General features: G+C 66.4%; 24 protein-coding genes. 6 read left to right on the top strand and 18 right to left on the bottom strand.

Going from position 1 to position 24074, the window contains the following annotated elements:
• Positions 1 to 17: 17 nt before the first annotated feature.
• The 5 genes from ABQF30_RS04525 to ABQF30_RS04505 form a co-directional block, all read right to left on the bottom strand.
• The gene (locus ABQF30_RS04525; protein WP_448461431.1) at positions 18 to 647 is read right to left on the bottom strand and encodes a ComF family protein; all 630 of its coding nucleotides are present in this window, start codon (positions 645 to 647) and stop codon (positions 18 to 20) included.
• Between the two features lie 46 nt (positions 648 to 693).
• On the bottom strand, positions 694 to 2454 hold the full coding sequence (gene lpqB / locus ABQF30_RS04520; protein ID WP_448461429.1) for an MtrAB system accessory lipoprotein LpqB: 1761 nt from the start codon (positions 2452 to 2454) through the stop codon (positions 694 to 696).
• On the bottom strand, positions 2451 to 4115 hold the full coding sequence (gene mtrB, locus ABQF30_RS04515; RefSeq protein WP_448463445.1) for an MtrAB system histidine kinase MtrB: 1665 nt from the start codon (positions 4113 to 4115) through the stop codon (positions 2451 to 2453). The genes lpqB and mtrB overlap by 4 nt, the downstream gene beginning before the upstream one ends.
• A 46-nt stretch (positions 4116 to 4161) precedes the next feature.
• A complete protein-coding gene (mtrA, locus tag ABQF30_RS04510; RefSeq protein WP_019343547.1) occupies positions 4162 to 4848 on the bottom strand; it encodes a two-component system response regulator MtrA in 687 nt (228 codons plus the stop codon).
• 145 nt (positions 4849 to 4993) lie between these two features.
• Positions 4994 to 5620 carry a dTMP kinase gene (locus ABQF30_RS04505; RefSeq protein ID WP_448461427.1) on the bottom strand — a complete coding sequence of 209 codons (627 nt, stop codon included), beginning with the start codon at positions 5618 to 5620 and terminating at the stop codon, positions 4994 to 4996.
• 111 nt (positions 5621 to 5731) lie between these two features.
• Here ABQF30_RS04505 and ABQF30_RS04500 point away from each other — a divergent pair, with 111 nt between their 5' ends.
• Positions 5732 to 6580, top strand: coding sequence for a helix-turn-helix transcriptional regulator (locus tag ABQF30_RS04500; RefSeq protein ID WP_448461425.1), 849 nt, complete (start codon positions 5732 to 5734; stop codon positions 6578 to 6580).
• Here ABQF30_RS04500 and ABQF30_RS04495 read toward each other — a convergent pair.
• The 7 genes from ABQF30_RS04495 to ABQF30_RS04465 form a co-directional block, all read right to left on the bottom strand.
• Complete coding sequence (locus tag ABQF30_RS04495; RefSeq protein WP_448461423.1) at positions 6535 to 7416, bottom strand: LLM class F420-dependent oxidoreductase; 882 nt, start codon at positions 7414 to 7416, stop codon at positions 6535 to 6537. The genes ABQF30_RS04500 and ABQF30_RS04495 overlap by 46 nt on opposite strands.
• A gap of 166 nt (positions 7417 to 7582) precedes the next feature.
• Complete coding sequence (gene ahcY, locus ABQF30_RS04490) at positions 7583 to 9064, bottom strand: adenosylhomocysteinase (RefSeq protein ID WP_448461422.1); 1482 nt, start codon at positions 9062 to 9064, stop codon at positions 7583 to 7585.
• A gap of 72 nt (positions 9065 to 9136) precedes the next feature.
• On the bottom strand, positions 9137 to 9757 hold the full coding sequence (gene alkX, locus ABQF30_RS04485) for a TetR family transcriptional regulator AlkX (protein ID WP_448461420.1): 621 nt from the start codon (positions 9755 to 9757) through the stop codon (positions 9137 to 9139).
• 71 nt (positions 9758 to 9828) lie between these two features.
• Entirely contained in the window at positions 9829 to 10011 is a 183-nt protein-coding gene (locus tag ABQF30_RS04480; RefSeq protein WP_448461418.1) for a rubredoxin, read from the bottom strand.
• Positions 10008 to 10181 (bottom strand): rubredoxin, encoded by a 174-nt coding sequence (locus ABQF30_RS04475; RefSeq protein WP_448461417.1) that lies wholly within the window; start codon positions 10179 to 10181, stop codon positions 10008 to 10010. Before ABQF30_RS04475 ends, ABQF30_RS04480 begins: the two co-directional genes overlap by 4 nt.
• Positions 10178 to 11338, bottom strand: a complete 1161-nt coding sequence (locus ABQF30_RS04470) for an alkane 1-monooxygenase (protein WP_448463443.1) — start codon at positions 11336 to 11338, stop codon at positions 10178 to 10180. The genes ABQF30_RS04475 and ABQF30_RS04470 overlap by 4 nt, the downstream gene beginning before the upstream one ends.
• A gap of 264 nt (positions 11339 to 11602) precedes the next feature.
• Positions 11603 to 13072: an amino acid permease gene (locus ABQF30_RS04465; protein WP_448461415.1), complete on the bottom strand. Its 1470-nt coding sequence runs from the start codon at positions 13070 to 13072 to the stop codon at positions 11603 to 11605.
• A gap of 61 nt (positions 13073 to 13133) precedes the next feature.
• On the opposite strand from ABQF30_RS04465, the gene ABQF30_RS04460 reads away from it, so the two are divergent.
• Entirely contained in the window at positions 13134 to 14549 is a 1416-nt protein-coding gene (locus ABQF30_RS04460; RefSeq protein ID WP_448461414.1) for an NAD(P)/FAD-dependent oxidoreductase, read from the top strand.
• A gap of 18 nt (positions 14550 to 14567) precedes the next feature.
• Here ABQF30_RS04460 and manA read toward each other — a convergent pair whose 3' ends face one another.
• The 4 genes from manA to ABQF30_RS04440 form a co-directional block, all read right to left on the bottom strand.
• Entirely contained in the window at positions 14568 to 15794 is a 1227-nt protein-coding gene (manA, locus tag ABQF30_RS04455; protein WP_448461412.1) for a mannose-6-phosphate isomerase, class I, read from the bottom strand.
• 4 nt (positions 15795 to 15798) lie between these two features.
• Positions 15799 to 16869, bottom strand: a complete 1071-nt coding sequence (locus ABQF30_RS04450) for a TobH protein (protein WP_448461410.1) — start codon at positions 16867 to 16869, stop codon at positions 15799 to 15801.
• Entirely contained in the window at positions 16866 to 18254 is a 1389-nt protein-coding gene (locus tag ABQF30_RS04445) for a phosphomannomutase/phosphoglucomutase (RefSeq protein ID WP_448461409.1), read from the bottom strand. Before ABQF30_RS04445 ends, ABQF30_RS04450 begins: the two co-directional genes overlap by 4 nt.
• An 86-nt stretch (positions 18255 to 18340) precedes the next feature.
• Positions 18341 to 18760 (bottom strand): DUF3499 domain-containing protein, encoded by a 420-nt coding sequence (locus ABQF30_RS04440; protein WP_448461407.1) that lies wholly within the window; start codon positions 18758 to 18760, stop codon positions 18341 to 18343.
• Between the two features lie 129 nt (positions 18761 to 18889).
• Between ABQF30_RS04440 and ABQF30_RS04435 the strand changes: the two genes are divergently transcribed.
• The gene (locus tag ABQF30_RS04435; protein WP_448463441.1) at positions 18890 to 19312 is read left to right on the top strand and encodes a metallopeptidase family protein; all 423 of its coding nucleotides are present in this window, start codon (positions 18890 to 18892) and stop codon (positions 19310 to 19312) included.
• A gap of 9 nt (positions 19313 to 19321) precedes the next feature.
• Here the strand turns inward: ABQF30_RS04435 and ABQF30_RS04430 are convergent, their stop codons facing one another.
• Positions 19322 to 19714 (bottom strand): WhiB family transcriptional regulator, encoded by a 393-nt coding sequence (locus tag ABQF30_RS04430; protein WP_448461405.1) that lies wholly within the window; start codon positions 19712 to 19714, stop codon positions 19322 to 19324.
• A gap of 293 nt (positions 19715 to 20007) precedes the next feature.
• Here ABQF30_RS04430 and cofD point away from each other — a divergent pair, with 293 nt between their 5' ends.
• From cofD to ABQF30_RS04415, 3 genes are read left to right on the top strand one after another with little or no spacing between them, the layout of a single operon-like run.
• Positions 20008 to 21003, top strand: a complete 996-nt coding sequence (gene cofD, locus ABQF30_RS04425) for a 2-phospho-L-lactate transferase (protein WP_448461403.1) — start codon at positions 20008 to 20010, stop codon at positions 21001 to 21003.
• Positions 21000 to 22367 carry a coenzyme F420-0:L-glutamate ligase gene (locus tag ABQF30_RS04420; RefSeq protein ID WP_448461401.1) on the top strand — a complete coding sequence of 456 codons (1368 nt, stop codon included), beginning with the start codon at positions 21000 to 21002 and terminating at the stop codon, positions 22365 to 22367. The genes cofD and ABQF30_RS04420 overlap by 4 nt, the downstream gene beginning before the upstream one ends.
• Before the next feature lie 29 nt (positions 22368 to 22396).
• Entirely contained in the window at positions 22397 to 22951 is a 555-nt protein-coding gene (locus tag ABQF30_RS04415; RefSeq protein WP_448463439.1) for an NUDIX hydrolase, read from the top strand.
• Positions 22952 to 22994: 43 nt separating this feature from the next.
• On the opposite strand, the gene ABQF30_RS04410 is transcribed toward ABQF30_RS04415, so the two are convergent.
• The gene (locus ABQF30_RS04410; RefSeq protein ID WP_448461400.1) at positions 22995 to 24074 is read right to left on the bottom strand and encodes a mannose-1-phosphate guanylyltransferase ManB; all 1080 of its coding nucleotides are present in this window, start codon (positions 24072 to 24074) and stop codon (positions 22995 to 22997) included.

Raw genomic sequence — 24074 nt, 5'->3', positions numbered from 1 at the left:
GGTAACGGGCGGGCGCGTCAGGCATGGGCGATCGCCAGCACCGCGGACACATACACCCCGGCGGCTCTCAACACCCGCACCGATTCGGCCGCGGTAGCTCCGGTCGTGACGATGTCGTCGACGAGCACCACCTCCCCCGTGACGTTTCTGACGAGCCGGATGCGGCCGGCGACATTGCGCTGGCGGTCTGCGCCCGAGAGCCCGACGGAGTCACGCACCCACGGCCGCAACCGCAACGCCTGCACCACGCGAGAGCCCGGCAGTCCCGTGCAGGCCTGTGCCGCAATCCTCGTGACCGGGTCGCCACCACGGCGGCGCGCGGCGGCGCGGCGGGTGGGCGCCGGGACGACGGTCAGCGGGGTGCCGATGATGCCCCAGGTCAGCAACCGGTCCAGGCCGGTGTGCAGGGCGCCGCCCAGCGGCGCCACGAGGTCCGTGCGCCCCTTTTCTTTGGCCGCGACGATCGCGCGGCGACGGGCACCGGCATGGCGGCCCAACACGAACACGGCGACCCCGGGATCGGTGCGCGGGGTGATCAGGTGTGGCTGGTCGGCACGGACCGTCAGTTCCCTGGCGCAGGTCGGACACCATCGCGTCGACGGCGCTCCGCAGCCGCCGCACTCCAGCGGCAGGATGAGGTCGAGCATGCCGGCAGTCTGGTCGGCAGGGGTGACAAGTGCGGGCGTCGGGCCGTCAGCCCGGCAGCACCGGGAGCGCGCCGCCCACCATCAGCGGGCGCACCTCCACCCAGCCGGGGTTGTCCTCGGCGGCCGAGGCCGACAACTGCAACACGCCCCGTTGGTCGGCCACGTAAACGGTCGACGGGTTGGCGGCCACCGTGGTCACCGGCATGAGCAGATTGCGGCTCGGCCCGTCGGAATTGACGCCGTCGAGGTTGACGTAGGACACCGGGTGTTGCGGATCGGTGCGACTGACCACGATGTCGTCGCCCGTGCGCCACGACAGGGACACCACGGTGTTGCCGAGGCCGAAGCCGAGGCGGCGCGGATAGGTCAGCAGGAACCGCCCGTCCTGGGCCTGTTCGACGCCGGCGAGGATCACCTGTCCACCGATCACCATCGCGGCTCGGGTGCCGTCCCGCGACAACTGCAGTTCGGTGATGGGACCCGGGTAGCGGGTCGACACTGCCGTCGAATCGACCGGGATACGGGCGGGGACACCGGAGGCGTCCTGGATGGCGCGCACCACGTTGATGCCGTCGACGACGACCCATACCGCTTGGTCGAGGGACCAGCTGGGCCGCGACAGGGTTCGGCCCTCCATCGCCTGGTTCGCGCTGCCGCCCAGCGGTCCGATCCACAGTGTTGCGGTGGCGTCGGGCGCGCCTGGCGGCAACACCACCACCGAGGCCGCATCCTGGCCGTTGCGCGACACCGCTGCTGAAACCTGGTGGGGCGCTTGCCCGAACGAGCCGCGAACCCGCGGCGCCCGTTGCCCGTCCAGCGACACCAGGGATCCATTCACGAGCGCGTGCAGCCCGGCCGCGGCGCCCGGAGCCGCGCCCGGATCGGTGGCGGCGACATCGGAGGTTTCCCAGCCGTCGGCGAATCTGTCGTCGAGTGGGGCGCCGTCCGCGTTGATCACATAGGGCCCGGCGATCCCTGCCCTCGACATGGTCCAGATGATCTGCGCGGCAAGCAGTTGCCTGCTGTGCGGGTCGGCACTCGAGACGTTCTCCAGGTCGATGCGGGCCCCGCCGTAGCCGCGGCCGACACCGGTCTTGCCGCCATCCGCGCGGACGACGGGGCCGCGCAGCTTCAGCGGCGCGTCGAGCAGGTTGCGCACCGACTTCGCCATTTCCGGTCGCGGTCCGGCGATCAGTTTGGAGATCAGCTCGGTGGCCAGCTGATCCGTGTCGGACACCGCCACGTAACGCGGATCTGGCACGACGGTGGTGCCGGTCGGGTCGACGAAGTAGAGGGTGTTTCGCTTATAGGTGGCCTGAAACTGTTGCCAGTCAAGAAAAACCCCGTTGGGTAGCCGGTCGATACGCCAACCTTCGGAGGTCTTGACAAGTTCGATCGGGCCCGGGTCCGGCAGCGCCCCATCCCCCGTCTCGAACACCCCCATGTCCGAGAGCGACCCCAGGATGTCGGCACGCATGCTCACCGAAACCCGGTCTGCGCTACGGGTTTCCACGAACACCACCCGGTCGATCAGCAGCGCGCTGCCTGCGTCGTCCCAAGCGCTCGACGCCGACTCTGTGAGGAACTGCCGCGCAGCAAGGTGCCGGTTTGCGGGATCGGCTGTGGCTTTGAGGAATTCGCGCAGCAGCACGTCGGGGTCCATCCCCGGGGTCGGCTTGGGCAGGCTCGGCGGCGCGGGCCGGTCGACCGTGCCGATTGCCTGCGGGGATGACGAGCTGGGAATCCCGGCGCAACCGGACGCCAGTACCACCAGGCCGACGAGCAACACCGTCAGCAAGCGCTTCACACCGTCTCCTCCGCCGGCTCACGGTCTTTGGCGGACCGACGCCGCGCAGCACGCTGCGGCGAAGTCGGCTTGAGCGGCAACGGGCTCGCAGTCACCTTGTGACCGCGGACCAACGGCAGGGTGAGCCTGAAGCAGGCACCTTTGCCCGGCTCACCCCAGGCCTCCAGCCGGCCCTGGTGCAGGCGGGCATCCTCGATGCTGATGGCCAGCCCGAGACCCGTGCCGCCGGAGCGCCGCACCCGCGACGGATCGGAGCGCCAGAACCGGCTGAACACCAGTTTCTCCTCGCCGGGACGCAGCCCGACACCGAAGTCGCGGACCGTGACCGCGACGGTGTCTTCGTCGGCGGCCATCCGGATGCGCACCGGTTTGCGTTCGGCATGGTCGATGGCGTTGGCGATGAGATTGCGCAGAATCCGTTCCACGCGGCGGGGATCCACCTCCGCGATCACCTCGTCGCCGGGCATGTTGAGGTCGAGTTCGACCTCGGCATCGGCGGCCAGGTGGCCGACGTTGTCCAGCGCGCTCTGCACCGTCGAGCGCAGATCCACCGACTCCACCGACAGCTCGGCCACGCCCGCGTCGTGCCTTGAGATTTCGAGGAGGTCGGCCAGCAGCGTCTCGAAGCGGTCCAGCTCGTTGACCATCAGCTCGGTCGAGCGGCGCAGCGCAGGGTCGAGGTCCTCCCCGGAGTCGTGGATGTGGTCGTGGATCAGGTCGGCGGCCATCCGCACCGTGGTCAGTGGTGTCCGCAGTTCGTGGCTGACGTCAGAGGTGAAGCGGCGCTGCAGATTACCGAACTCCTCGAGCTGTTGGATCTGGCGTGACAGGCTTTCGGCCATATCGTTGAACGACACCGCCAGGCGTGCCATGTCGTCCTCGCCGCGTACCGGCATGCGTTCGGTGAGGTGGCCCTCGGCGAACCGTTCGGCGATGCGCGACGCCGACCGCACCGGCTGCACGATCTGCCGCGCCACCACGAGCGCGATGGCGGCGAGCAGGCCGAGAAGCACCACACCTCCGGTCAGGATGGTGCCGCGCACCAGCGAGATCGTGCTTGCCTCGTTGTTCAGCGGGAAGATCAGGTACAGCTCAAGATTGGGAACCGACGAGGACGTCGGGCTGCCGACGATCAGGGCCGGGCCGGAAAACCCGTCGGTACGCACGGTGGCGTACTGGTAACTGACCTGTCCGGCCTTGACGAAATCGCGCAGCGCCTCGGGTACCTGCGCGATGGGTCCGGCGGCCGTTGCCGCCCGCGGTCCGTCGCCCGGGACCACCAGAACCGCGTCGAACGCCCCGGCCAGATCCGCCTGCACGTCGGCCTTACGGTCGATCAGCGTGTTGCGGGCCAGCTGCAAGCTGCTGTCCAGCGACCGCGTCTCCTCGCCACCGACAATGCCGCTGACGGTGTTGCGGGCCCGTTCCACCTCTTCGGTGGCGGCCCTGACCTTGACTTCGAGGATCCGGTCGGTGATCTGACTGGTCAGCACAAAGCCGAGGACCAGGATGACGGCAAGCGAAAGCCCCAGCGTCAGTGTCACCACGCGCACTTGCAGCGAGCGTCGCCACACCAGACTCAGGGCTCTCCCCAGTGACCCCAATCCGCGTAGTAGTGGGCCGGAACCCCCCCAGCGGCGCCGTCGGGGACCGAATATCACGACCACCGCCAAGCGGTGAATTCCGCGGCCACCGCGGGCGGTGAAATCACGGAGGTCCGGCCTTGTATCCCACTCCTCGAACGGTCAACACCACCTGCGGGTTCTCCGGGTCTTTCTCAACCTTGGCCCGCAACCGCTGGACATGCACGTTCACCAAACGGGTATCAGCGGGGTGGCGGTATCCCCACACCTGTTCGAGCAGCACATCACGAGTAAACACCTGCCGAGGTTTGCGTGCCAGCGCCACCAACAGGTCGAACTCCAGCGGTGTCAGCGAAATCTGCTCCCCCTGGCGGGTCACCTTGTGGGCAGGCACGTCGATCTCGACATCGTTGATCGACAGCAACTCCGCGGGCTCGTCCTCGTTGCGGCGCAGCCGCGCACGCACCCGCGCGACCAGTTCCTTCGGCTTGAACGGCTTCATCACATAGTCGTCGGCCCCGGATTCCAGGCCGAGCACCACGTCGACGGTGTCGGTCTTGGCCGTCAGCATGACGATCGGCACCCCGGAGTCAGCGCGCAGCACCCGGCACACGTCGATGCCGTTCATGCCCGGCAGCATCAGGTCCAGCAACACCAGATCGGGCCGCAACTCCCGAACGGCGGTGAGCGCTTGGCTGCCGTCGCCGATGACCGCGGTGTCGAAACCCTCACCGCGGAGCACGATGGTGAGCATCTCGGCCAGCGATGGGTCGTCGTCAACGACAAGAATCCTTTGCCTCATGGTGTCCATGGTGTCACCCGATCGGGATAAAACTCGGCTACCACACGCGGGTGTCTCGGCTTCGGCGCGGTCCTGACACCTCCAAACACCCCGAAACGGACGTTTTGGTGCAAAACAAGTCGACTCGAACCACCGCAGCGTAGGTCTCGAGGCGCTAACGCAGCCCGCCCGCCAGCGCAGCCGCGTCCACATCGGGACCCGCGACGGCCCACCGTCCACACCAGTCCGCGGCCGCCAGTGCGGCATAGACCTCCCCCGTGCGCTGCTGCAGACCGCCGTCGCGTTCGTAGGCGTCCTTGGCCCGGTCAGCCTCGGTGTTGGCGCGGTGCTCGGCACGTCGGGCGGCCAGTTCGGTCGGTACGTCGAGCAGCACTTGCCAGTCCGGTTTCGGCAATTTGAGCCGGCCGAATTCGAGCTCACGGACCCACTGGACGACGCTGCCGTCGGCTTGTTGGTGCAACCGGGCGGCACTGTAGGCGGCGTTGGACGCCACATAGCGATCCAGGATGACGACGTCATAGGCGGCCTGCAGGTGCTCGATCTCCTCCCGCGCGCCGGCCCGGTCGAGAGCGAACAGGGTGGCCATCGCATAGACCGAGTCGGCGAGGTCACCGTGCTCGCCGTGCAACGCCTCGGCGGCCAGATCGGCCGGCACCGAGTGATGATAACGCGGGAACGCCAGGCTGCCGACCGACTTGTGTGCGGCCTCGAAGGCGGCACGCAGCCCGGTGGTCAGCGTGCGTTTGCCTGCGCCGTCGACACCCTCGATCACGATGAGCACGCGGCGAGCGTACTTGATTGCCCGATGTGAAGAAGATCGCGAGATATTCGCGAAAGCTCGCGATCTCCTTCACGTTCGGCCTCGGTGTTCGATCACTCCTACTATCGCCATATGAAGCGTGAGCAGCTCAGCGACTTCCTGCGCACCCGCCGGGCCCGGCTCAAGCCCGCCGACGTCGGCATGGTGGACGGTGGCCGGCGCCGCACGCCCGGCCTGCGACGAGAAGAAGTCGCCCTGTTGGCCGGCGTCGGGACGTCCTGGTACACGTGGCTCGAGCAAGGTCGCGATATCACCGCCTCGCCGAGTGTCCTGGACGCGATCAGTTCGGCACTGCGGCTCACGGAAGCCGAACGGGCGCATCTGTACTCACTCGCCGGGACCAACCCGCCGCGGCCGGCAGGTCAGCACTCGACCGAGGTCACCCCCGAACTACTGCATCTGCTCGACGCGTGGTCGCCGCGGCCGGCGATGCTGCAAGACCGGTACTGGAATCTGCTCGGGGTCAACGACGCGACGCGCGAGGTGTTCGGTTACCGCGACACCGACCGCAACTGCCTGGTGACGTTCTTCACCAACAGCCGCTACCGGGACATGTACGTCCACTGGTCAGCCGCCGCGCCGGGTGTCGTCGCCGCGTTCCGGGCCGACGCAGCGCTGTACCCGGACGACGCAATGTTCGGCCGGATCGTCGAGGACCTCGGCGCCGTCAGCCCGGAGTTCGTCGAGCTCTGGGAACGACACGACGTCGGGCCACATCTGCAGGCGATCAAAGCGGTGCGCCATCCCGCAGCGGGCGAGCTCGTATTCGACAAGACGACCCTGGCCGTCACCGACCATCCGGGGTGGCACCTGGTTTTGTACAACCCTCGTCCTGGGACGGGAACCGAGGACCGCCTCGACCAGGTAGTACATCCTCAGTCGCGGAACTTCGTTGTCAGCTCGGCAAGTTCGTCGAGGTAGCGCAACGCGTCGGCCGGCGCGGCTGCGCCGTCCCGAAAGAACACGATGTGGTCGACGCCGCTGTCGGCGAGAAGGCCCAACTCACGCTCGTCCAATGGTGTGATGGTGCGCTGCCGGTCGGGCCCCAGGTACCCGCGCTGGTCGGCACCGATCAGGGTCACCGGAATCCGGTCGCGGCCACGCTCGGCTGCCCGGCGTCTCAATTCCTTGACCCGGGTCACCAATTCGTCGGGTGTGCCGACCAGGTTGGGTGCCCATCCGTCGCCGTATTCGAGCACCCGGTCCAACACCGTGGGTCCGTTGCCACCGACCAGTACCGGGACACGCATGGGCTTGGGCCAGGAATAGACCGGATCGAAATCCACGAACTGGCCGTGGAACTCGGCTTGCTCAGCAGTCCAGATCTCCTTCATCGCAAGCACTCGCTCGCGCATCAAGGCCAGGCGGGTCTTCGGTTCGGTGCCGTGGTTGCGCATCTCCTCGCGAAGCCAGCCGGCACCAACACCGAGCTGAAAACGACCACGGGACAAGTGATCCAGGCTGACCGCCTCCTTGGCCAACGTGATCGGATCACGCTGGACCACAAGCGCAATCCCGGTACCCAATATCAGTCGATCGGTGACTGCTGCCGCTGCAGCCAGCGCCACAAAGGGATCGAGCGACCGGTAGTAGTCGCGCGGCGGTAGGTCGCCGTCGGGCGGGGTGGGCCCGTTGACCGGAATGTGGCTGTGCTCGGCAACGAACAGTGAATCGAACCCACGCTCCTCGAGAGCCCGCGCCAACGCCGTGACCGACAATCCCGAATCTGTAATGAAAGTGCTGACACCGAACTTCATGTCTCCACAATGGCCGCCGGTACGGAGGGCCAACAGAGCGTGATCATCATGGGTTCGACACCACCACGCTCACACCCAATAGCGCGGGCAGACGCGAAAGCCCCCAAATCCATAGGGAAATGGGGGCTTTCGCGTCTACTCGCGCCAGGAGCGCTGAGTCACTAACTCAGTAGCGGTAGTGCTCGGGCTTGTAGGGGCCTTCGACGTCGACGTTGATGTACTCGGCCTGCTCCTTGGTGAGCTTGGTCAGCTGGCCACCAAGTGCCTCGACGTGGATGCGGGCCACCTTCTCGTCGAGATGCTTGGCCAGCCGGTACACCGCGTTGTCGTACTCGTCGTTCTTGGTCCACAGCTCGATCTGCGCGATCACCTGGTTGGAGAAGCTGTTGCTCATCACGAAGGACGGGTGCCCCGTCGCGTTGCCCAGGTTCAGCAGCCGGCCCTCGCTCAGCACGATGATGGACTTGCCGTCATCGAAGACCCACTGATCCACCTGTGGCTTGATGTTGATCCGCTTGGCGCCTGAACGCTCGAGTGCCGCGATCTGGATCTCGTCGTCGAAGTGGCCGATGTTGCCCAGAATGGCGTGGTCCTTCATCGCCCGCATGTGCGCCAGCGTGATGATGTCCTTGTTGCCGGTCGCGGTGATGACGATGTCGGCATCGCCGATCGCATCCTCGACGGTCCGGACGTCGTAGCCGTCCATCAGCGCCTGCAACGCGTTGATCGGATCGATCTCGGTGACCGAAACCCGCGCGCCCTGGCCGGCGAGCGATTCCGCGCAGCCCTTGCCGACATCGCCGTAGCCGCAGATCAGCACCTTCTTGCCGCCGATCAGCACATCGGTGCCGCGGTTGATGCCGTCGATCAGCGAGTGCCGGGTGCCGTACTTGTTGTCGAACTTGCTCTTGGTCACCGAGTCGTTGACGTTGATGGCCGGGAACGGCAGCTCACCGGCCGCCTCGAACTGGTACAGCCGCAGCACGCCGGTGGTGGTCTCCTCGGTGACGCCCTGGACCGACTCGGCGATCTTGGTCCACTTGTCCTTCTCGGTCTCGAAGCGATTCCGCACCAGCGCCAGGAAGACTTTCCACTCGGCGGGGTCGTCGTCCTCGGCGGGCGGAACCACGCCGGCCTTCTCGTACTGCGCACCGCGCAACACCAGCATGGTGGCGTCGCCACCGTCATCGAGGATCATGTTCGCCGGCTCGCCCGCCCAGGTGAGCATCTGCTCGGCGGCCCACCAGTACTCCTCCAGCGTCTCGCCCTTCCAGGCGAACACCGGGATGCCCTTGGGCTCCTCGGCGGTTCCGTGCGGGCCGACGACGATAGCCGCGGCTGCGTGGTCCTGGGTCGAGAAGATGTTGCACGACGCCCAACGGACCTCTGCACCGAGAGCGACGAGTGTCTCGATCAGCACCGCGGTCTGGACGGTCATGTGCAGCGATCCGGAAATGCGGGCGCCCTTGAGCGGCGCCACATCGGCGTACTCACGACGCAGTGCCATCAGGCCGGGCATCTCGTGTTCGGCGAGGCGGATCTCCTTGCGGCCGAACTCGGCCAGCGAAAGGTCGGCCACCTTGTAGTCGATGCCGTTGCGTACATCGGCGGTGAGCTGGTCGCCCGAAACTGTTGGAGTCGTCGTCATCTTTTCCTCAATCTGTGCGCGCGTCGCAATTACTTAGCCAAGTTACACATTAGCTTCGGCGGTGTCGGAGCCTCAGTTCTGCTCGATCACACCGTAGCGCTCGGCGAACGGCGTCATCAGTTGGGCCAGGTCACCGGCCACATCATGATCGGCCTCCGGCGGCATCGAGACGTAACTCATGGCCAGCCGCACGATGGCCCGGGCAAGCACTCCGGCATCCTCGTCGCTGGCCTTCATCCAGCTGTTCTGGAACGTTCCGGTGAGCCGCTGCGAACACCGGCTGATGATGGGCCCGCTGCCGGTGGTGATGATCTGCAGCAGGTCCGGCTTCGAATCGCCGGTCAACAGTGAGATCACCAGCGGGTCGGCGGCCGATTCGAGGAAGAACGCCCGGAACCCCTCCAGGAACGCTGCGTGGACATCACCGACGTTGTGATTGATGGCGTCGTCGACCGCGTCGACCAGGCGGTCGGCCAGCCGCATCGCGTACCCCTCGGCAAGGCCCTGACGCGATCCGAATTCGTTGTAGATCGTCTGCCGGCTGATGCCTGCGGCCTGGGCCACGTGCGACAGCGTGATGGCCGACCAGTCCCGCGTCAGCAGCAGGTCGCGCATGCCGTCCAGAATCGAATCGCGCAGGAGCACCCTGGACGCCTCTGCGTAGGGCATGCGCTTGTCCCGCGGCCGACTCACACGCGCGACAATATCTCTTCCCGTCGCTTCGCTCGCCCCTTCATCTCTTCCGGCCGCAGAACAGGCCGCTGTCACGGCCGAGCAACCTCCACCATTTCGAAATCGGACTTGGCCGCGCCGCAGTCCGGGCAGCTCCAGTCCTCGGGGATGTCGTCCCAGCGGGTTCTCGGGGCGATGCCGTCCTCGGGCCAGCCCTTCTCCTCGTCGTACTCGAATCCGCACTGCACGCAGACGAACAACTTGTAGTCACTCATTGGCTCACTCCCGTCGGTTCGAAATCGATCTTCTCCCGCACCGCACAGTCCGGGCAGCACCAGTCGTCGGGCACTTCACTGAAGGGCGTTCCGGCCGGAAATCCTTCGCGCGGTGCGCCTTTCGCCTCGTCGTACACGTAGCCACAGCCGGGGCAACCAAATGCGCTCATACTGTCGCCTCCCCGGCAGCCCCGTAGCGAGCCAGGACCTTCTCGCGCAGCCGCGGCTGGATGTTCACCCGGGTGATGTCGCCGTCGTAGTGCTCGAGCACTCGGTGATCCATCAGCTTGCGCCACAGCGGCGGTAGATACGTGAGTCCGATCAGCGACGCATAACCACTGGGCAGGTTCGGCGAGCCGTCGATGCTGCGCAGGGTCTGGTAACGACGCGTCGGGTTGGCGTGGTGATCGCTGTGTCGCTGCAGGTGGTACAGGAACAGGTTGGTCACGATGTGGTCGGAGTTCCAACTGTGTGCCGGCGCGCACCGCTCGTAGCGGCCACTGGAGGTCTTCTGCCGGAGCAGGCCGTAGTGCTCCAGGTAGTTCACCGATTCCAGCAGGCTGAAGCCGTAGATCGCCTGGATCACCATGAACGGGATCACCCCGACGCCGAAGATCGCGATCAGCACGGCCCAGAACGCCACCGACATTGCCCACGCATTGAGCACGTCGTTCGACGGATGCCACGGCGACTTGTCCTGCCGGCGCAGGCGCTGCGCCTCCAGCTCCCATGACGAGCGCAGGCTCCCGAAGACGCTGCGCGGCAAGAACTCCCAGAACGTCTCGCCGAACCGGGCCGACGCCGGATCCTCCGGAGTGGCCACCCGGACGTGGTGCCCCCGGTTGTGCTCGATGTAGAAGTGGCCGTACCAGGTCTGCGCCAGCGTGATCTTGGACAGCCAGCGTTCCAGCGAGTCCCGCTTGTGCCCCATCTCGTGGGCGGTGTTGATGCCGACCCCTCCGAGCACGCCCACCGACAACGCGATCCCGATCTTGGCCGGCCAACCGAGCCCGCCCTCAAAACCCAGCCAACTCAGATCCGATGCGGTGAACAGGTAGGCGCCCAGGATGACGCTGGCGTACTGGAACGGAATGTAGACGTAGGTGCAGTACCGGTAGTACTTGTCGTTCTCCAACTGCTCCATCGCCTCGTCGGGCGGGTTCTGGCCGTCCGGCCCGAACCGCAGATCAAGCAGCGGCAGCAGGACATAGAGCAGGATCGGGCCGATCCACAACGGCACCTGCGCCGCCTCATGCCACCCGAACTGGTTGAATGCCCACACCAGCGGAAGCATCACGAATATCGCCGTCGGGGCGATCAGCCCCATGAGCCACAGATGCCGCTTCCTGTCCCGCCATTCTGAAACGTCCGAGACGGACGGTCCGCCGGATATCTCCGCCACCACTTGTGCCTCCTTGTGAGTGCGATCACTGCAATGACTTGACTATAAGACGGCTTATGTCCTGTGTCTAGACATTGAGGCATGTTTTGTAAACCACGATGGGACGCGCAAGCTACCGAGATTGCACCCAGGGACAGAACCAGGCCGAGATTTGTCCCTGTGGGCAATCTCGATGTCTGGACCGTGGAACTAGACGGTGGTCGTGAGGTCCCGATTGGCCAGGAGTGAATGCCGACGGCCGTACAGCATGTACACGACCACGCCGATGGCCATCCAGATGAGGAACCGGATCCAGGTCAGGCCGGTGAGATTGAGCATCAGCCATATGCAGGCCAAGATTGCGGCGATCGGCAACAGCGGCACCCACGGCACCCGGAAGCCGCGGGGCAGGTCCGGGCGACTGCGGCGGAGCGCCAGCACCCCGGCCGAAACCAGCACGAACGCGAACAGCGTGCCGATGTTCACCATCTCGCCGAGTTTGTCCATCGGGAACACCGACGCCGCGATGGCCACGAGCACGCCGACGATCAAGGTGATGCGCACCGGTGTGCCGTGCGAGCCGGTCTTGGCCAACCGGCGCGGCATCAGCCCGTCGCGCGACATGGCGAACAGCACCCGGGTCTGGCCGAGCATCAGCACGATCACCACGGTGGTTAAGCCGGCCAGGGCACCGATCGAGATCACCGTCGCTGCCCAGTCGACGTTGTTCGCGCTGAAGGCCGTCGCGAGATTGGCATCGTTGCCGGCCTCCCTCAGCACGGTGTAGGGCACCATGCCCGACAGCACCACGGACACCGCGACGTAGAGCACCGTGACAATCGCCAGCGAGCCGAGGATGCCGCGGGGCACATCGCGCTGCGGGTTCTTGGTTTCCTCGGCGGTCGTGGCGACGATGTCGAAGCCGATGAACGCGAAGAACACGATCGATGCACCGGCGAGCAGGCCGTACCAGCCGTAGTGACTGCCCTCGGCCCCGGTCAACAGAGAGAACAGGGACTGTTCCGTGCCGGTGCCGCCCTCGGCCGCCTCAGCGGGCGGAATGAACGGCGAGTAGTTGGCCGCCTTGATGTAGAAGGCGCCGACGATGACGACCAGCAGTACCACTGCCACTTTGATGACGGTGATCACGAGGCTGACCTCGGCGGACAGTTTGGTGCCTCGGGCCAATATGAGCGTCACGAAGGCGATGATCACCAGGGCGCCCCAGTCCACCGACACCCCACCCAGGTCCGCGATACCACCGCCGAATCCGAACACCGTGCCCAGATAGCTCGACCAGCCTTTGGCCACCACCGCAGCGGCGACGGCAAACTCCAGGATCAGATCCCACCCGATGATCCAGGCGATGAACTCGCCGAAAGTTGCATAGGAAAAGGTGTACGCGCTGCCGGCGACCGGCACGGTCGACGCGAACTCGGCATAGCACAGCGCGGCCAGTCCGCAGGCGATCGCGGCGATGACAAATGAGATCGAAATCGCAGGTCCGGTGAGGTTTCCCGCAGTGGAAGCGGTAATCGTGAAGATGCCAGCGCCGATTACCACGGATACGCCGAACACCGTCAGGTCCCACCAGTTGAGGTCCTTGCGGAGTCGGGTCGACGGTTCGTCGGTGTCGGCGATCGATTGTTCGACAGACTTAGTACGCCAGCTACCAGCCATCTTCCAGGTCGCCTCTCGTTTGGCTCTGATCCACGCAATATTCCCATTACGGTGGCTTCCGATGAGTAGGACTCGCGAACTCGCCACCAACCACGCGGTAGTGATCGGAGGCAGCATCGCCGGGCTGTGCGCGGCACGGGTGTTGTCGAACCACTTCGACCGCGTGACGCTCTACGAGCGAGATGATCTGCCGGATCAGCCGGTCAACCGCAGTGCCATACCCCAGGGACAGCACGTGCATCTGCTGATGGCCCGGGGAGCCCAGGAGCTCGAACAGCACTTCCCCGGCTTGTTGGACGACATGGTCGCGGCCGGTGTCCCGGTGTTGAAGAACCAGCCCGAATCGATTCACTTCACTGCCGGTGGCCATGTGCTCGGCACCGGACAGACACTCAACGACACCTACAGCGCCTACGTGCCCAGCCGCGCTCACCTCGAATGGCAGATCCGCAAGCGCGTGCATGAGATGCCCACCGTCGACATCGTCAAGCACGGCATAGTGCACGCGCAATTCGATCCGGTGGCCGGCCGGGTGACCGGGCTGGTGCTGGACGGCGGCGACGTGGTGCCCGCCGATCTTGTGGTCGACGCTTCCGGCCGTGGAAGTCGTCTGCCGGTCTGGCTGCAAGAGTGGGGATTTGAACCGCCCAGGGAAGATTCCGTGCAGGTCGGCGTCACGTACAGATCGCATCGGGTGAGAATTCCCGAGGGCTTGATGCCGGAGAAGATGGTTCTGGTCGATGCCGACCGCGACCTGGGCCTGGGAATGGGAATGCTGTTCCACGAGGACGGCATCTGGACGGTGACGACATTCGGGGTCGCCAAGACCGAACCACCGCAGGACTTCGCCGGCATCTGCGACCTGGCCGACAAGATCGTTCCCCCGCACATCGGTTCAGCGTTGCGAGCCGGTGAACCGGTCGGCGAGCTGAAGGTGCACCGCTATCCGACCAGCAAGTGGCGCCGCTACGACAAACTCAAAGCGTTTCCCGCCGGGATCATCCCGTTCGGCGACGCCGTGGTGAGCCTCAATCCGACGTTCGGACAGGGCGTGACGATGTCGGCCATCCAGGCCGGCAACTTGCGCGGCGTGCTCGACGGTGGAGCCAACCCGGGCGACAGCGATTTCGCCGGCCGGCTCGCGCGCGCGACCGCGAAGACCACCTGGCCGGTGTGGACGACGAACGCCGTCGCCGACCACGCGGTGCACAGGGCCCAGGGCGCCCGACCATGGTGGTACCAGCCGGTGTTCGACCTGATCGACCAGTTCATCGGTGCTGCAGAAACGGATCCTGTTCTGGCCGAATGGTTTCTGCGGCGAACCAGCCTGCTCGACAGCCTCTATTTCGTACCGCCGCCCCGCCTGATCGGACGGGCCGTCCGGCACAACATGCGGCAGTGGCTGGCCGAGCGCCGCAACGGCAACAGTGGCGACAGTGGCGACAGTCGCGCGCAGGATCAGATCGCGAACGCCTGACCGAGCGCGACGCGGCCGCTAAATGCCGACGGTCACCCGGAACAACTTGGTGGGCTGAGCCGCGGTCAGCCGGATCGGGCCATCGTCGGCGGTCACCCAGGCCGCCGCGCCGCGGTCCAGTGTCAGCCGGCCACTCTTGGCGTGCACCACCGCGGAACCTTCCGTGCACAGCAGCAACTGAGGCCCGTCGTGACGCGACGGTGCGTCGATCTCGTGGCCCAGGTGATCGCCGTCCACACACAGCACCGACACCGCGAACTCCTGTGCCGGCGTCCGGTAGGTGAGTTCGGTTTCCTCCCTGACGATTTCAGGGCGCAGCTGTTTTTCGGGAGTGGGCGTGAAATCCAGCACCCGCAACAGTTCGGGCACGTCCACGTGTTTGGGCGTCAGCCCTCCGCGCAACACGTTGTCGGAGTTGGCCATCACCTCGACCCCGATGCCGTGCAGATAGGCGTGCAGATTTCCGGCGGGCAGGTAGATCCCCTCCCCCGGCTGCAGGCTGATGCGGTTGAGCAGCAACGCTGCCAGCACACCGGCATCACCGGGGTAGCGCTCACCGAGCTCGAGCACAGTCTTGGCCTCGGCGGCGAATCTCTTTTTCCCCGAACGGATGTAGTGGATCGCACCGTCGAGCACCGCGGGGACCAGCACGTCGAGGTCAGGCTGTGGCGCAGTGATCCAGGTCGTGAACAACGCCCGCAGACCGTCGGCGTCCGACTGATCGGAGAGCAGGTTGATGAACGGGTCCAGGTCCGAAACGGCCAGCGCGCGCATCAATTCCACCGTGCGCTCGACCGGACGGAAACCCGCCAGTGCATCGAATTGCCCTAGCGCAACCAGCAATTCGGGCTTGTGGCTGCGGTCGCGATAATTGCGGATCGGAGCGGAGATCGGTATCTCGAGCCGATCCTCGCGGTCGAACCCCTCCTGCGCCTGTTGCACACTCGGATGCGCCTGTAGGGACAACGGTTCGTCGGCCGCGAGCACCTTGACCAAGAACGGCAGTGCATCGCCGAACCGGCTGACCGCCGTGTTACCCAGCTGCCCCTCGGGATCGTCTGAGACCGCCTCCAGCAGAGACTGTTCGCCGTGCTCGGTCTGCAGCCACGCCGGATCCCCCGGGTGTGCACCGAACCACAGCTCAGCCTCCGGATGCATTGTGGGGCTTGGCCTGCCAGTGAATTCGGCAATGGCGGTCCGCGAACCCCAGGCATAGGTCCGCACCGCTCCCCGTAGCAGATGCACTCGTTTAACCTCGAACCAGTTTCAGATAGACGGCCGTCATCTCCAGTCGTACGGCAAGTACTGCCAGTTGTTGTTCCGGACGTCCGACGGGCAGTGCCGTTCCGGCCAATTCCGGCACGTCATCGGCACCCACCACCGAGATGTCCTCGAAACCGCCGACCCGGGCGGTCACCATCGGCCGTTCGACATCGGTGGTCAACACGAAAGTCCGCATCCGGCGCGGCAGCGGGCCGTCGATCTCCTCGTCATGGAACAGTGACCGCTCGCCACCCGAATCGGTGGCGCCACTGCCCACGGCTGCCAGCACGTCGGCAAGTGCGCCCGCAGCCACCACTTTCCCGGCCAGCCGCAGCATCGATGCCGCTCCGTGGCGGGCCAGCATCAGCGTTGCCGCGGTGTCACCGGAGAGCACCACATCGCTTTGGGACATCCGGTCGGCCAATGTTTTAGCCGGGTTGGTGAGCAGTTCGCGGCCCGCGCTGTCGCGCAGCGCCTCGGCATCCAACTCGTCGGCCAGCGGCGCCAGTTCGACCGGCACACCCGGATCCACCACGTGCAGGGCGGCAAGACCTGCCGCCAGATAGCGGGTGAACCCGAAATCGTCGGGGACCCACAGTCGCGGCGGCAGTACCACGGCACGGCCGGCCGCCACATCGCGCAGCGGCCCCTCATTCGGAGCCACCACAAGGACCCGCGCGCCACGCCGCACGCCGGTGGCCGCAGCGTTCACCAGTACCGGATCCCCAGGATCGTCACCCGCCACGATCAACACGTCCAGCGCGCCGATCCATGGCGGGGCCTCGGCCGTAACGACAAGGGGGGCCGCCAGCGACCCGCCCAGCACCGCGGCCAGCATGGCGCCCGCGCTCTCGGCCACCCCGCGGCCGGCCACCCAGATCACCGTGCGCGGTGGATGATCCGACCGCAGCTGATCGAGCACGCCCTCCGCCAGCGCCGCGGCCGTGGCCCGCACCTGTGCGCCGGCCATCGCGGCGGCCCGCAGCAGGCCGCCGCGGTCGGCGCCGAGAAGTCCCTCCCCGTCGTCGAGGTCGACCGTGGCGTCCACCGCGTTCACGGCACTGCCTCGCTGCTCGCCCGGATCTGCGCGCCGACCTTGTCGACGATCGCGTCGACGTCTTCGGTGGTGCGCGCCTCCACGTTGAGCCGCAGCAGCGGTTCTGTGTTGGACGTACGGAGGTTGAACCAGCTGCCGCCGCCCAGATCGACGGTGACCCCGTCGAGATGGTCGATGGATTGGATCCCCGAACCGAAGGATTTGAGGACGGCGTCCACACACGCCGGCGCATCGGTGACGGTGAAATTGATCTCGCCGGAGGCTTCGTAACGTTGGTAGTCGGCCATCATGTCGGACAGCGGCCGGTGCTGTTCGCCGAGCGCGGCCAGCACGTGCAGGGCGGCGAGCATGCCCGAATCCGCGCCCCAGAAGTCACGGAAGTAGTAGTGCGCCGAATGCTCCCCGCCGAAGATCGCACCGGTTTCGGCCATCAACCCCTTGATGTAGGAGTGGCCCACCCGCGACCGGACCGGGGTGCCGCCCCGCTCGACGACCAGTTCGGGCACCGCCCGCGAGGTGATCAGGTTGTGGATGACCGTGGCGCCGATCTCGCGGTTCAGCTCACGGGCGGCCACCAGGGCGGTGACCGCCGATGGCGACACCGGGCGGCCGAGTTCGTCGACGACGAAACAACGGTCGGCGTCGCCGTCGAAAGCCAGCCCGATGTCGGCACCCGTCTCGAGTACATAAGCCTGCAGATCGACCAGGTTGGCCGGGTTCAGCGGATTGGCCTCATGGTTGGGGAACGTGCCGTCCAGTTCGAAGAACAGCGGCAGGATGGTGGCGCCCTGGATCGGCCCCAGCACCGCCGGCGTCGTGTGGCCGGCCATTCCGTTACCGGCGTCGACGGCGATCCGCACCGGCCGCATCGCACTCAGGTCAACCAGTGAGCGCAGGAATGCACCGTAATCGGCCAGCACGTCGCGATCGGTGATGGTGCCCGCCGGGCCGTCGTAGGGCGGCACCCCGGCGATCACCTCGTCGGAGATGTCGGACAGGCCGGTGTCCTTGCCCACCGGTTTGGCGCCGGCGCGGCACAGCTTTATGCCGTTGTAGGCAGCGGGATTGTGGCTCGCGGTGAACATCGCACCCGGGCAGTTCAGGCTGCCCGAGGCGAAGTACAGCTGATCGGTGGACGCCAGCCCGATCCGAACCACGTCGAGCCCCTGGGCCCTGACCCCCTCGGCGAACGCCGCGGCCAGCGATGGCGAACTGGACCGCATGTCGTACCCGATCACGACCTGTTCGGCACCCTCGGTGCGGACCAACCTGGCAAACGCGCCGCCCACATCGGCGACGAAGCTGTCGTCGAGTTCCGTACCGACCAAGCCGCGGACGTCATACGCCTTGATGACACCGTGAACAGCCGCTGCTGGCCGAGACATAGAACTCCTTGCGAAACGGGATCGTTGGCGCCAGCCTAACCGTCGCGGGGCAACAACATGCTCACTACTCTTGGCTCGATTGCCATCTAATCGCTGGGGTCGGGCAGCACACGCAAGTGACCGCGTCGACGCCCGTTCGTTTCGGGCTGATGAGCCACCGGCGCCATCACCGCGCCGCCGCTGACACCCGTGCCGGGGTCGGAAAATCCGGCCACCACACCGCCGCGCGAGCCGGTGCCAGCGTGGCCCTCTCGCACGGCATCGGCGAGCGCCACCAGATCGTCCTCATCGGGGTGGGTCGGCAGTGGCCCGGCATGGCGCACCAACTCCCAGCCGCGCGGCGCCGTGATCCGACTGGCGTGCCCCACGCAGAGATCCCAGGAGTGCGGTTCGGAGACCGTGGCCAGCGGACCGACGACGGCTGTCGAGTCCGAGTAGACGAACGTCAGCGTCGCCACGGCGTAGTGCGGGCACCCGGGCCGGCAGCAGCGACGGGGAACATTCACGCACCAGAGGTTATCTCGGACCATCGCTGCATGCCGCCGGACACGCGCAGCCGGGGAGCCCGATCCCGAACCGTTACGATCGTGGGCGTGGCGCAGCGGAACCATTGGCGATCGCGCCGCGGCCGCGATATCCGCGGGCCGCTGCTCCCCCGGACGGTTCCGGGCTGGCGCAGCCGCGCCGAACGGTTCGATATGGCGGTGTTGGAAGCCTACGAACCGATCGAGCGCCGCTGGGCCGCGCGACTCGATGCGCTCGACGTCGCCGTGGACGAGATTCCGCGGATGTCCCCGAAAGACCCGGACAGTGTGCAGTGGCCACCAGAGGTGGTCGCAGATGGTCCGATCGCTCTGGCCCGGCTGATACCGGCCGGGGTGGATGTCAGGGGAAATACGACCCGGGCGCGAATTCTCTTGTTCCGCAAGCCCATCGAGCGCCGGGTCAAAGGATCCGATGAGCTGGCCGATCTATTGCATGAAATTCTGGTGGCCCAGGTGGCCACCTATCTCGGCGTCGAGCCGTCGGTCATCGACCCGACGATCGACGACGAATGACGCTGCGGCTCAAATAATTCCGCGTTTGAGGCGCCGGCGTTCCCGCTCTGACAAACCTCCCCAAATTCCGAAACGCTCGTCGTGGGCAAGCGCGTAGTCCAGGCAGGCGTTCTTTACTTCGCAACCCTGGCAGATGCGCTTGGCCTCACGGGTAGACCCGCCCTTTTCCGGGAAGAATGCCTCCGGGTCAGTTTGCGCACACAGTGCGCGTTCCTGCCATTGGTCTTCTTCGTCAGTTGCCGGAGCAACATCAAATTCATCGGGTACCAAACTCAGTTGAGGACGTCCGGTAGCCCCCATCGGTGTCGGTCCGGTGTTGATGTGCGGTGCGTTGTCTACCGAGCCGAGTAGCCGGCTGTCAAACCGGACCACACGATCCAAATCGCCGCTCTCATAAGACATATCCCCCGCCTCCTCACTCGGTCTCGTAGATCCCTCAGTGGAGCTCACTATTGTGATGTGCGGCCATTTCATTCGAACAGATGATCGAATCCCAGTCCGCGACACCGGAATCGGTCGCCGACCAAAAAATGACACTGATGTGATTACACACGTGTTAGCTGCTGGGGTCAAGCGCTAGAACAGGAATTCATACCATCCCGTGATGTCAAATCGGCGCGCCGAGACCTCGGCGTGTCTCGGTCGTGACTACGTCGTTTCCGTGCACGCCGCCCGAACGCCTAATGTCGGTCGTTGTGAAGGTCACCGTTCTGGTCGGCGGCGTCGGCGGCGCGCGATTTTTGCTGGGCGTACAGAATCTGCTAGGGCTCGGAAGCTTCGACTCCGGCTCATCTGCCGGCGACAGCAAGCATGAACTCACCGCGATCGTGAACGTCGGCGACGACGCCTGGATGCACGGCGTGCGCATCTGTCCGGATCTCGACACCTGCATGTACACCCTCGGCGGCGGCATCGATCCCGAGCGCGGCTGGGGCCACCGCAACGAAACGTGGCACGCAAAAGAGGAACTGGCCGCCTACGGCGTCCAACCCGACTGGTTCGGCCTCGGCGACCGCGATCTGGCCACCCACCTGGTGCGCAGCCAGATGCTGCGGGCCGGCTACCCGCTGTCGGCGGTGACAGAGGCGCTGTGCAAACGGTGGTCACCCGGTGCCCGGCTACTGCCGGCCAGCGACGATCGCAGCGAGACGCATGTAGTGATCACCGACCCAGCCGACGGCGAACGGCGCGCCATCCACTTCCAGGAATGGTGGGTGCGGTACCGCGCCAAGGTGCCGTCACACAGTTTCGCGTTCGTCGGCGCCGAGCAGGCAACTGCGGGCCCGGGGGTCGCCGAGGCCATCGCCGAGGCCGACGTGGTGTTGCTGGCCCCGTCGAACCCGGTGGTCAGCATCGGCCCGATCCTGCAGATCCCCGGCATCCGCGGCGCACTGCGCTCCACCGCTGCCCCGGTGATCGGCTACTCACCGATCATTGCCGGAAAACCGTTGCGCGGCATGGCCGATGAGTGTCTGTCGATCATCGGGGTGGAGTCCACCTCGGCAGGTGTCGGACAGTATTTCGGCGCCCGCTCAGGCACCGGCCTGTTGGACGGCTGGCTGGTACACGAGGGCGACCGTGCCGAGATCGACGGCGTGAACGTACGGGCGATTCCCCTGCTGATGACCGATCCGCCGACCACAGCGGAGATGGTGCGGGCCGGCCTCGACGTTGCCGGAGTGGCGCTGTGAACATTCGCGACTCGGCCGCGGCGAGTGCCGAGCACGGATCTGCCGGCCGGGTGGAGATCCTCCCGGTGCCCGGCCTGCCGGAATTCCGCCCCGGCGACGACCTTGCGGGCACCCTCGCCGCGGCGGCACCCTGGCTGGCCGACGGCGATGTGCTCGTGGTCACCAGCAAGGTGGTGTCCAAATGTGAGGGCCGTATCGTCGCCGCACCCGACGATCCTGATGAACGGGATGCGCTGCGACGCAAGCTGATCGACGGCGAGGCGGTGCGCGTGCTGGCCCGCAAGGGGCGTACGCTGATCACCGAGAACGCCATCGGACTGATTCAGGCCGCGGCCGGTGTCGACGGATCCAACGTCGGGTCCGCCGAACTGGCACTGCTGCCCGTCGACCCGGACGGCAGCGCCGCGGCATTGCGCGACGGACTGGCCGAGCGACTCGGGGTGACGGTCGGTGTCGTGATCACCGACACCATGGGCCGGGCCTGGCGCAACGGGCAGACCGACTTCGCCATCGGCGCATCGGGTTTGACAGTGCTGCACGGCTACGCCGGGGCCCGTGACCGGCACGGCAATGAACTGGTGGTCACCGAGGTTGCCGTGGCCGACGAGATCGCCGCCGCCGCCGATCTGGTGAAAGGCAAGCTGACCGCGATACCGGTCGCGGTGGTGCGAGGATTGGCTCTGCGCGACGACGGATCGACGGCGCGCACCCTGCTCCGCCCCGGTGAGGATGACCTGTTCTGGCTGGGCACTGCCGAGGCAATCCAATTGGGGCGCAGCCAAGCTCAGCTGCTGCGCCGGTCAGTCCGCAGGTTCGGTGCCGAGCCGGTGCCGCACGAGCTCATCGAAGCGGCTGTCGGCGAGGCGCTCACTGCGCCTGCACCGCATCACACCCGCCCGGTCCGATTCGTGTGGGTGCAGGACACTGCCGCTCGCACACGACTACTGGACCGGATGAAGGACCGGTGGCGGGCCGACCTGACAGCGGACGCCCACGCTCCCGACGCCGTCGAGCGTCGCGTCAATCGCGGCCAAATCCTTTACGATGCACCCGAACTGGTGATCCCCTTTCTGGTGCCAGACGGCGCGCACAGCTACCCCGACAGTACGCGCACCGCCGCCGAGCACACCATGTTCACCGTCGCCGTCGGTGCCGCGGTGCAGGCGCTGCTGGTGGCGCTCGCCGTGCGGGAGGTGGGTAGTTGCTGGATCGGCTCGACCATCTTCGCCGGCGATCTGGTCCGGGACGAGCTCGGACTTCCCGACGATTGGGAACCATTGGGTGCCATCGCGATCGGTTACCCCGAAGAGTCTCAGCCGCCGCGCGAGCCGGTCTCCACCGACGGTCTGCTGATCGTCCGATGAGCGCTTGCGCGAAGAGCAATCAACCTCAGCTGACGCTCCACGAATCGGCCACCGACGTACTCACCCGCTGGCAAGCCCCCGACCCGGGTCAGGACACGCTGCGCCACGCGGTGCTGTCGTTTCTGGCCGCCAGACCCGATGCGTGTCAACGCGAGTGCGTACCCGGCCACATCACCGCATCGGCACTCGTCCTCGACCACACCGGAACCCGGACCCTGCTCACGCTGCATCCGCGGTTCGGCCGCTGGCTGCAACTCGGTGGGCACTGTGAGCACACCGACACCGACATTCATGCCGCGGCGCTACGCGAGGCAAGCGAGGAGTCCGGGATCACCGGGCTGACGATCGACGCGGATCTGGCTGCGCTGCATGTGCATCCGGTGACGTGCTCGCTGGGTGTGCCGACCCGTCATCTCGACATGCAGTTCCTGGTGCGGGCCCCCGACGGCGCCGAGATCGTCCGCAGCGACGAGTCTTTGGACCTGAAGTGGTGGCCGCTGGACGCGCTTCCCGACGACACCGACTTCGGTCTGGCCCAGCTCGCCCGCGCCGCGACTGCGCGGAACAGCATTCCCGGCGGTTAAACGCGCGCTTTTACGACCCGGACTTCACTTTGGCGGTGAACGCTCAGACGTCGGTCGAGAACCGCAAGCCACCATCGGGAAGCACCACACCGGGCCACACCCGGGCGCCACGCAACAGCTCGCAGCGGGCACCGATGTCGGCGCCGTCGCCGATCACGCCGTCGCGAATCAGGGCACGGGGCCCGATGCGGGCACCGAAGCCGACGATCGAGCGCTCGATCACCGCGCCCGCCTCGACACGCACGCCGTCGAAGATCACCGCACCGTCCAGTCGCGCACCCGCACCGATCTCGGCGCCGCGGCCCACCACGGTGCCACCGATCAGCAGCGCCCCGGGGGCGACGCCGGCACCGTCGTGCACCAACGACTCGCCGCGCTGGCCGTTGAGCGCAGGCGACGGGGCGATACCGCGCACCAGATCGGCCGACCCGCGCACGAAATCCTCCGGCGTGCCCATGTCCCGCCAGTACGACGCATCCACGTACCCGCACATGCGCAACCCACGGGAGAGCACCTCGGGGAAGATCTCGCGTTCCACCGACAGTGCCCGGCCGCGCGGAATCTGGTCGATCACATCGCGGTTGAACACGTAGCAGCCGGCGTTGATCTGATCGGTCGGCGGATCCTGGGTCTTCTCCAGGAAGGCGGTGACCAAGCCGTTGGCGTCGGTCGGCACACAGCCGAAGGCCCGCGGATCTCCGACTCGCACCAGGTGCAGCGTGACATCGGCGGAGTGGGTGTCGTGCGATTCCAGCAGCGCACCCAGGTCGGCCGCGGACAGCACGTCACCGTTGAACACCATCGCGGTGTCGTAGCGCAGGCTGTCGGCCACGTTGGCGATGGCGCCGCCGGTGCCCAGTGCCTCGGTCTCGGTGACGTACTCGATCTCCAACCCGAGCGCGGATCCGTCGCCGAATGCCGCCTCGAACACCTCGGCCTTGTACGACGTGCCCAGCACCACGTGCTGCAGACCGGCCTTCGCGATCCGCGACAACAAGTGGGTGAGAAACGGCAGGCCGGCCGTCGGCAACATCGGCTTCGGTGCCGAGATCGTCAGTGGCCGCAGCCGGGTGCCCCGACCTCCGACCAATACGACGGCATCGACTTCTGCGGGATTGGTCAT

The sequence above is a fragment of the Mycolicibacterium sp. XJ870 genome, assembly GCF_053483975.1.
The sequence above is the reverse complement of the archived record's forward strand: the minus strand, read 5'-3'. Positions and strand labels throughout refer to the sequence as shown.

Excerpts from the sequence above, each read along its gene's own strand:
- ABQF30_RS04465 (WP_448461415.1), bottom strand. The coding sequence starts at position 13,072 with ATGGCTGGTAGCTGGCGTACTAAGTCTGTCGAACAATCGATCGCCGAC.
- ABQF30_RS04445 (WP_448461409.1), bottom strand. The coding sequence starts at position 18,254 with ATGTCTCGGCCAGCAGCGGCTGTTCACGGTGTCATCAAGGCGTATGAC.
- ABQF30_RS04460 (WP_448461414.1), top strand. The coding sequence starts at position 13,134 with ATGAGTAGGACTCGCGAACTCGCCACCAACCACGCGGTAGTGATCGGA.
- ABQF30_RS04430 (WP_448461405.1), bottom strand. The coding sequence starts at position 19,714 with ATGTCTTATGAGAGCGGCGATTTGGATCGTGTGGTCCGGTTTGACAGC.
- ABQF30_RS04500 (WP_448461425.1), top strand. The coding sequence starts at position 5,732 with ATGAAGCGTGAGCAGCTCAGCGACTTCCTGCGCACCCGCCGGGCCCGG.
- ABQF30_RS04475 (WP_448461417.1), bottom strand. The coding sequence starts at position 10,181 with ATGAGCGCATTTGGTTGCCCCGGCTGTGGCTACGTGTACGACGAGGCG.
- ahcY (WP_448461422.1), bottom strand. The coding sequence starts at position 9,064 with ATGACGACGACTCCAACAGTTTCGGGCGACCAGCTCACCGCCGATGTA.
- mtrA (WP_019343547.1), bottom strand. The coding sequence starts at position 4,848 with ATGGACACCATGAGGCAAAGGATTCTTGTCGTTGACGACGACCCATCG.
- ABQF30_RS04525 (WP_448461431.1), bottom strand. The coding sequence starts at position 647 with ATGCTCGACCTCATCCTGCCGCTGGAGTGCGGCGGCTGCGGAGCGCCG.
- ABQF30_RS04410 (WP_448461400.1), bottom strand. The coding sequence starts at position 24,074 with ATGACCAATCCCGCAGAAGTCGATGCCGTCGTATTGGTCGGAGGTCGG.
- ABQF30_RS04480 (WP_448461418.1), bottom strand. The coding sequence starts at position 10,011 with ATGAGTGACTACAAGTTGTTCGTCTGCGTGCAGTGCGGATTCGAGTAC.
- ABQF30_RS04470 (WP_448463443.1), bottom strand. The coding sequence starts at position 11,338 with ATGGGGCTGATCGCCCCGACGGCGATATTCGTGATGCTTCCGCTGGTG.
- ABQF30_RS04495 (WP_448461423.1), bottom strand. The coding sequence starts at position 7,416 with ATGAAGTTCGGTGTCAGCACTTTCATTACAGATTCGGGATTGTCGGTC.